Annotated in this window: 6 protein-coding genes; 2 read left to right on the top strand and 4 right to left on the bottom strand. The window is 70.6% G+C overall.

The window, feature by feature from the left end; all coding sequences use genetic code 11:
• Positions 1 to 39: 39 nt before the first annotated feature.
• From ACFVDI_RS28370 to ACFVDI_RS28355, 4 genes are all read right to left on the bottom strand, one after another.
• Positions 40 to 1050 (bottom strand): hypothetical protein, encoded by a 1011-nt coding sequence (locus ACFVDI_RS28370; protein ID WP_378912223.1) that lies wholly within the window; start codon positions 1048 to 1050, stop codon positions 40 to 42.
• A 191-nt stretch (positions 1051 to 1241) separates the two neighbouring features.
• Positions 1242 to 1919: a response regulator gene (locus ACFVDI_RS28365; RefSeq protein ID WP_378912222.1), complete on the bottom strand. Its 678-nt coding sequence runs from the start codon at positions 1917 to 1919 to the stop codon at positions 1242 to 1244.
• On the bottom strand, positions 1916 to 3109 hold the full coding sequence (locus ACFVDI_RS28360; RefSeq protein WP_378912221.1) for a sensor histidine kinase: 1194 nt from the start codon (positions 3107 to 3109) through the stop codon (positions 1916 to 1918). The genes ACFVDI_RS28365 and ACFVDI_RS28360 overlap by 4 nt, the downstream gene beginning before the upstream one ends.
• Positions 3110 to 3185: 76 nt before the next feature.
• A complete protein-coding gene (locus ACFVDI_RS28355) occupies positions 3186 to 4241 on the bottom strand; it encodes an Lrp/AsnC family transcriptional regulator (RefSeq protein ID WP_378912220.1) in 1056 nt (351 codons plus the stop codon).
• Positions 4242 to 4357: 116 nt separating this feature from the next.
• Between ACFVDI_RS28355 and ACFVDI_RS28350 the strand changes: the two genes are divergently transcribed.
• Complete coding sequence (locus ACFVDI_RS28350) at positions 4358 to 5605, top strand: M20 family metallopeptidase (RefSeq protein ID WP_378912219.1); 1248 nt, start codon at positions 4358 to 4360, stop codon at positions 5603 to 5605.
• Positions 5602 to 7002, top strand: a complete 1401-nt coding sequence (locus ACFVDI_RS28345) for an MFS transporter (RefSeq protein WP_378912218.1) — start codon at positions 5602 to 5604, stop codon at positions 7000 to 7002. Before ACFVDI_RS28350 ends, ACFVDI_RS28345 begins: the two co-directional genes overlap by 4 nt.
• Positions 7003 to 7005: the final 3 nt, after the last annotated feature.

Raw genomic sequence — 7005 nt, 5'->3', positions numbered from 1 at the left:
GACCTGGAGTTTTCCAGGTCGAGCGGGCCCGTCTGCGCGCTAGCGCCGTCCGACACGGCGCCCCAGATAGGCGAGGCAGGCGACAGCCAGTGCCACACCCCACACCGGCCACAGCATCTCGGGAGCCCACGCCGCCCAGTCCGAGGTGGCTCCGGGGACAGCCCAGAGGTCACCGGCAAACACCATCCGCCAGAAGGACAGCCCGGCGGAGGTGACCGCGGCGGCAACCAGGATCCCGGGCACCAGCGCCATCGCCACCGGCACCGGACGGCCACCGAAGCGCGGCACCCAGGCCCAGAAGACCTCGCCCCAGCGGGCGATCAGACCCCAGGTCAGCACGGCCCCGACGACCGCGAAGAGCGCCAGTCCGAGACCTGCCCATCTCCCCGACCCGAGCTCGTCGAGCATCTCCTGCCTGATCCCGAACGGCACGCCCACCGCCCAGGCGATCCGGGTGACGGCGTACAGAAGAGGTACGACGATCGCGACGGTGACGGCCGGGCGCCCCCAGCGCACCCAGCGGCCCCAGTCGATCCGACCCTCCGGAGCGGCCCGCTCGAGCAGGCCGATGCCGGCGACCACGCTCGCGATACCGCCGACCGCGTGGGCGAGGGCGGTACCCGAGTCGAGGAAGATGTCCCAGTTCAGGTGGCCGGCGGCCGGACCGATGCCGACCAGCGCGAGCAGCGTCTGCGGCAGATAGCCGAGGAACGACAGCGCGCGGACGTCGGAGACGACCAGCGCCACCGCGAGCCCCACCCCGACCAGCAGCCAGCCGGCCCGCCACTGCGCGAGACGTTCCCGGCCGACGGCTCCCGCGACCCCGGCGACCAGCACCAGGAGCGCGGCGACGGTCACCACCCAGGACATCTGCGTGCCGCTGAGTCCGCCCAGCGGCGAGGCGGCCTCCGGCGTCCACGGGTCTGCTGTCCGGCCCACGAGCGCGAGCCCGGACAGGGCGCCGAAGGCGAGGGCCCAGGCACCGGCCACCCAGGGCGCCGCGCGCCGCACGGACGATCGGGGCTGCGTACGTTCCATCGTGGTGGTCATCGGTCCACCCCCTGAGCGGTCGCCCGGCGGCCACCGACCGTGATCTGGTGGATCCGCCAGGGTCGGCGGGAGTAGACATCTGACGGACGTGGTCTCGTGGGTGCTTGTGTGGTCATGTCTCCACACTGGTCGGTCCGCGGCGGCGCTTCGTCGCCCTCAGGTCGCGGACCCCTCATCCTCTGGGATGAGGCTCAGCTCCGGGGCCCGACCAACCCCGTCTCGTACGCCAGCACGACCGCCTGCACCCGATCGCGCAGGCCGAGCTTGGCGAGCACATGGCCGACGTGCGTCTTCACCGTCGCCTCGGAGAGGTGGACGCGACGGGCGATCTCGGCGTTGCTGTCGCCGGTGGCGAGCTCGAGCAGCATGTCGAGCTCGCGAGGTGTGAGCGTCTCCCGGATGTCGGCGGCCCTCCCGTTGTCCGGGGTCGGTGCGGTCGCGACGTGCTCCAGCAGACGACGCGTCGTCGAGGGCGCGACCACCGCGTGACCTGCGTGGACGGTGCGGATCGCGGTCACGATCTCCTCGGCCCTGGCGTCCTTGAGGAGGAAGCCGCTGGCACCGGCACGGATCGCCGGGAACGCGTAGTCGTCGAGGTCGAACGTGGTCAGTGCGACCACCCTCGTCGCCGGCTGCTCGCCGGTGATCGCGGCCGTCGCCTGGATCCCGTCGAGGCGGGGCATCCGCAGGTCCATGAGGACGACGTCGACCCGCTTCGTACGCACCAGGGCGAGCGCCTCGTGGCCGTCGGCCGCCTCCCCTGCGAGCTCCAGGTCGGGCTGGCTCTCCACCATCATCCGGAGGGCCGAGCGCATCAGCTCCTGGTCGTCGACGATCGCGACCCGGATCGGGTCATCTGGCTCCGTCACAGCGGCATCATGGCGCGGACCCGCCACCCTTCGCCGCTCGGCCCGGCCTCGAGCGTGCCGCCCACCGCGGACACCCGTTCGCGCATCCCGCTCAGCCCTCGACCGGGCGGTCGCTGGATCCCCACGCCGTCGTCGCTGACCTCGATCCGGAGCTGGCGCCCGGCGCGGGTCACCGACACGGTCGCGACCGCTCCCGGTCCTGCGTGACGGGTGACGTTGGTGAGCGCCTCCTGGACGACGCGGTAGGCGGTCAGCCCGACGGCCGGTGCGACCTGGCCGGGATCATCGGCGTCGAGGTGGACGGTCAGACCGGCCTCGCGCATCCGCTCGACGAGGTCGTCGACATCGGCCAGCCCGGGTTGCGGCTCGGTCGAGGCGATGTATCGAGCTTGTCGAGATGACTCGCCGCCGAGCACACCGAGCAGCCCGCGCATCTCGGCGAGCGCCTCCCTACCCGTGGTCGCGATGGTGTCGAGGATCCCCGAGGCCCGCTCGGGCTGCTGCCCGACGACCATCCGGCCGGCCTCGGCGTGGCTGACCACGACCGCCAGCGAGTGCGCGACGACGTCGTGCATCTCGCGCGCGATGCGCTGGCGCTCCTCGGCTGCGGCTCGGTCGGCGAGCTGGTCGATCCAGGCGGCCCGGGTGGCCCGGAACCGGCCGAGCGCCCATGCCGCCACCGTCGCACCCAGCGTCGCGGTGGCCACCATCAGCCACCACGTCCACCCCTCAAGGCCGGTGCCCTCGAACCCCGACAGACGTACGACGGTGACCAGGCACCCCACCAGCCCGATGCCGAGGGCCACCCCTGGCCAGGGCCGTCGATCCTGCGCGCTCACCGCGTAGAGCAGCACGAAGAAACACAGGCTGCTCGGCAGCAGCACCGGCCCGTAGTCGCTGCCGGCTGCCTCGGCCGTGGGCCCGCTCAGATCCGGGGCGGCGACCAGCACCAGCTCGGCCAGCGCCCCGACGGCGAAGGACTCCAGCGGCCGGCGCCGGGCGGTGACGACGGCGCTGTGGAGGACGACCAGCGCTGCGACGAGCGCGATCTCCCAGCCTCTGGCGACCTCGCCCTCGACCACCGACGTCCAGCCGACCGGAAACAGCACCAGCGCGAGCGCCACGGCCAACGCGACCTGTCCGACGTCCCCGAGCCAGCGGGGTCCGGGAGCAGCGGCGGACATGGTCATGACCACACCTTAGGAGACGCGCCACCGTGCTGGACACGGATATTCACGCCCGGAACCAGGTCTTGCGCCGACCGGCTCATGATGGAGTCAGAGGGGCGCCGTCGCGATGCACGATGGCGCCCGACCTCGAGTCCGGCGCGAACGGCACCACCTCGCCGGTGGCCCGGCCCTGCGGCCCGAGCAGCGTTCCCATTCTCTTCGCGCTGCGCAGCACCACCGCCGACTCCACCACCCGGGCCGGGGCCAGCTCATCCTCGACGAACTCCTGCATCCGCAGCGCTTCCTCGGGACCACCCAGCCACGTGCTGAACAGGAGGTTCGCCGGTCCCGGGATGCTCGCGACCTGGCGCACCCGGGCATGCGTACGCAGTCGGCCGACCGCAGCAGGCACATGCGCGGTAGGGACCTGACACCACCAGTTCACGTAGAACGGATAGGGAGTCAGCCCCTGAGCCACATCGCAGCGGAGACGAAGCACGTCCGAGCGCAGCAGCCTGATCAGCTGCCGACCCACCGTCGAGACGGGGCGCCCGGTCGAGCGGGCGATCTCCGCCGCACTCGCGCGCCCGTCCAGGGCCAGTGCGGCCACCAGCGGTCGCCAAGTCTCGTCCGAGGGGTCGATCGCACCGTCGTGAACAGTCACCGGCTCGCGGATCTCGGCAACCGCCGTCGCCGCGTACGGGTCCAGCGCTCCGACTCGCCACACGCTGCCCTCGGCATGCAAGCGCCCGACGATGTGGGACCGTACGCCGGTGACCCCGGCGATCCCGGGGATCCGGTCGAGCACGAGCGCGGAAAGGTCCTGCAGGGAGACGGTGCCAACCGTCAGCACCAGGTTGTAGTCGCGTGAAGCCTCCTCCACCGACATCACCGCCGGCCAGGCAACCAGCTCGTCGCGTGCTGCAGCGAGGTCGGCGGCACGGCAGGCGACCTCGAGGAAGGCGTAGTGCGCGCCCTCCGCCGGCAACCGGTAGGCCGTGACCCACGCGGCACCTGCGTCCCGCAACCGGTCCCACCGCCGAGCCAGGGAGATCGGCGTCGTACCGAGAGCACGTCCCAGCTCGGCCCAGGTGGCGCGTGGGCGGATCTGCAGCGCGTGGATGAGCGAAAGATCGTCTTCGGCGAGCTGCAAGGGTTGATTCCTCCGATGTGAACCATCTGGCGGGTGAAATCATCACATATCGGCGCGTGACGCACATCACTCTCCACCCTGGACGGGACCTGCACATCCGATCCGGACGGAGATCCATGGACCTGCTCGACGACGCGACCGCACTCGCGGACGACCTCTCCCGACTACGCCGCGAGCTCCACCACGACCCCGAGGTAGGGCTGGATCTGCCCCGCACCCAGGAGCGGGTGCTGGCGGAGCTGTCCGGTCTCGACCTCGAGATCAGCACGGGCGCCCGTACCACTTCGGTGACCGCTGTTCTTCGCGGTGGCAGGCGGGACGCCGTGCACCCCAAGACCGTTCTGCTTCGAGGCGACATGGATGCGCTCCCGCTCGCTGAACGGACCGGACTCGACTTCGCCAGCACCAACGGCGCCATGCACGCCTGCGGTCACGACCTGCACACCACCGGTCTGGTCGGCGCGGCGCGGCTGCTCCACCAACACCGCGACCGCCTCGCCGGCGACGTCGTGCTGATGTTCCAGCCCGGCGAGGAGGGTTGGGACGGAGCTGGGGTGATGATCGAGGAAGGGGTGCTCGACGCCAGCGGTCGACGCCCGGACGCCGCGTACGCCCAGCACGTCTTCAGCGGGATGGTGCCCACCGGCGTAGTGGCCACCAGGTCCGGACCGATCCTCTCCGCGTCGCATCGGCTGGGGGTGACCGTGCACGGAGTCGGTGGCCACGGGTCGATGCCGCATCGGGCCAAGGACCCGATCGCGGCATCGGCGGCGATGATCACCGCACTGCAGTCGATGGTGACCCGGCGCTTCGACATCTTCGACCCCGTCGTCGTGACGGTAGGCCGGATCTACGGCGGCACCCGCCACAACATCATCCCCACCGAGTCCGGCTTCGAGGCGACCGTACGCTGCTTCTCAGAGGCCAGCTCGACCAAGCTCGCCGACGCGATCCGGGAGACGATCGAGGGGATCGCCACGGCACACGGGGTGCGAGCCACCATCGAGTTCGAGCCGGAGTATCCGGTGACCGTGAACGACACCGACGAGGCTTCCTTCAGCGCCGACGTCGTACGTGAGATCCTCGGCGAAGAGCATTATCTGGAGCTTCCCCAGCCCGTCGGCGGCTCGGAGGACTTCTCCCGCGTGCTGAACGAGGTGCCGGGCGCCTTCCTGATGCTGGGCGCGACCGTCCCTGGCCTGGATCCTGACTCCGCACCCGTGAACCACCACCCGCAGGTCGACTTCGCCGCATCCGTCCTGCCGCTCGCCAGCGCTGTTCACGCCGGGCTGGCGATGACCAAGCTCGAGGCCCTGTCCGCACACTCCCGAACCGCGACCACCACCGAGGAGTACGCCCGATGAGCACCGCCCACCGTCCCGTCGAGATCACTCTCGACGACCCGAACACCCGCACCAACCGCGACAAGCGCCGCACGATCTTCGGGATCGGCGCCGGCAACGCGATGGAGTGGTTCGACTGGAACATCTATGCCACCTTCGCGGCCTTTTTCGCCGGCCAGTTCTTCAACAACGAGGACAAGGTCTCTGCCCTGCTGAGCACCCTGGCCGTCTTCGCCGTCGGGTTCGCGGCCCGGCCGCTCGGCGGCTTCGTCTTCGGTTGGGTCGCCGACAGACACGGCCGCAAGTCGTCGATGGCGGGCACGATCGCCCTCGCCGCCGGCGGCAGCCTGGCGATCGGGCTGTCTCCGACGTACGGTCAGATCGGGATCTGGGCGTCGGTCATCCTCTTGGTGGCGCGGCTCGGCCAAGGCCTCGCCCACGGCGGCGAGCTGCCGTCGGCCCAGACCTACATCGCGGAGGTCGCCCCCGCTGCCAGGCGCGGGTTGTGGTCGAGCCTCATCTACTTCTCAGGCACCTGCGGCGTCATCGCCGGAACGCTCATCGGCGCCACGCTGTCCGGCATCCTGACCGAGGACCAGATGTACTCCTACGGCTGGAGGGTCCCCTTCATCCTGGGCGGCATCTTCGGCCTCTACTCCCTGGTCATGCGGCTCCGCATGAAAGAGACTGCTGTCTTCGAAGAGGGCGCGCGCGAGGCCGACGAGGTTCAGGAGAGCCGCTGGAGCGTGATCCGGCGGAACCCCAAGCTGCTGTTCCAGGTCATCGGAATGACCATCGGCGGCACCGTCGCCTACTACGTCTGGGGGATCGCCGCTCCGGCGTACGCCATCAGCGTGCGCGGCATGGACGCCGAGGGTGCGCTCTGGGCCGGCGTCGGCGCCAACCTGGTCTTCCTGGCGACGCTGCCCCTGGCCGGAATGCTCTCCGACCGGATCGGCCGCAAGCCGATGATGCTGATCATGGTGGTCGGCATGGCGGCCGTCACCTTCCCGCTCAACGCCATGGTCGGTTCCTCGCCCTGGTCGCTGTTCACCGCGATGTCGATCGCACTGGTGCTGTTGGCCTGCTGGACGGGGGTCGCCCCGGCTGCGTTCGCGGAGATCTTTCCGACCCGGATCCGGACTGTGGGTCTTGCCGTCCCCTACTCCATCGCGGTCGCGGCCTTCGGTGGCACCGCGCCCTACCTGCAGACCTGGTTCGCCGACCAGGGCAACATGGGCGGCTTCCTCTGGTACGGCATCGCGTTGCTGGCCGTCTCGGCGATCACCGTACTGACCCTCCCCGAGACCAAAGGCGCAGACCTGCGAATCTCCACGGTGACGCGCAGTGTCGGCAGGGACCGACGGAGCTCGTCGACCTCGGCGCGCCGGTCGTGCAAGCGGCCGTTCCAGCGGTAACCG

The organism is Nocardioides sp. NPDC057767 (assembly GCF_042798275.1).
Classification (GTDB): Bacteria; Actinomycetota; Actinomycetes; order Propionibacteriales; family Nocardioidaceae; genus Nocardioides.
Note: the sequence above shows the minus strand (reverse complement) of the source record. Positions and strands in the feature narration are given on the sequence as shown.

Coding starts and splice junctions, on each gene's coding strand:
- ACFVDI_RS28370 (WP_378912223.1), bottom strand. CDS start 1,050: ATGACCACCACGATGGAACGTACGCAGCCCCGATCGTCCGTGCGGCGC.
- ACFVDI_RS28360 (WP_378912221.1), bottom strand. CDS start 3,109: ATGACCATGTCCGCCGCTGCTCCCGGACCCCGCTGGCTCGGGGACGTC.
- ACFVDI_RS28350 (WP_378912219.1), top strand. CDS start 4,358: ATGGACCTGCTCGACGACGCGACCGCACTCGCGGACGACCTCTCCCGA.
- ACFVDI_RS28345 (WP_378912218.1), top strand. CDS start 5,602: ATGAGCACCGCCCACCGTCCCGTCGAGATCACTCTCGACGACCCGAAC.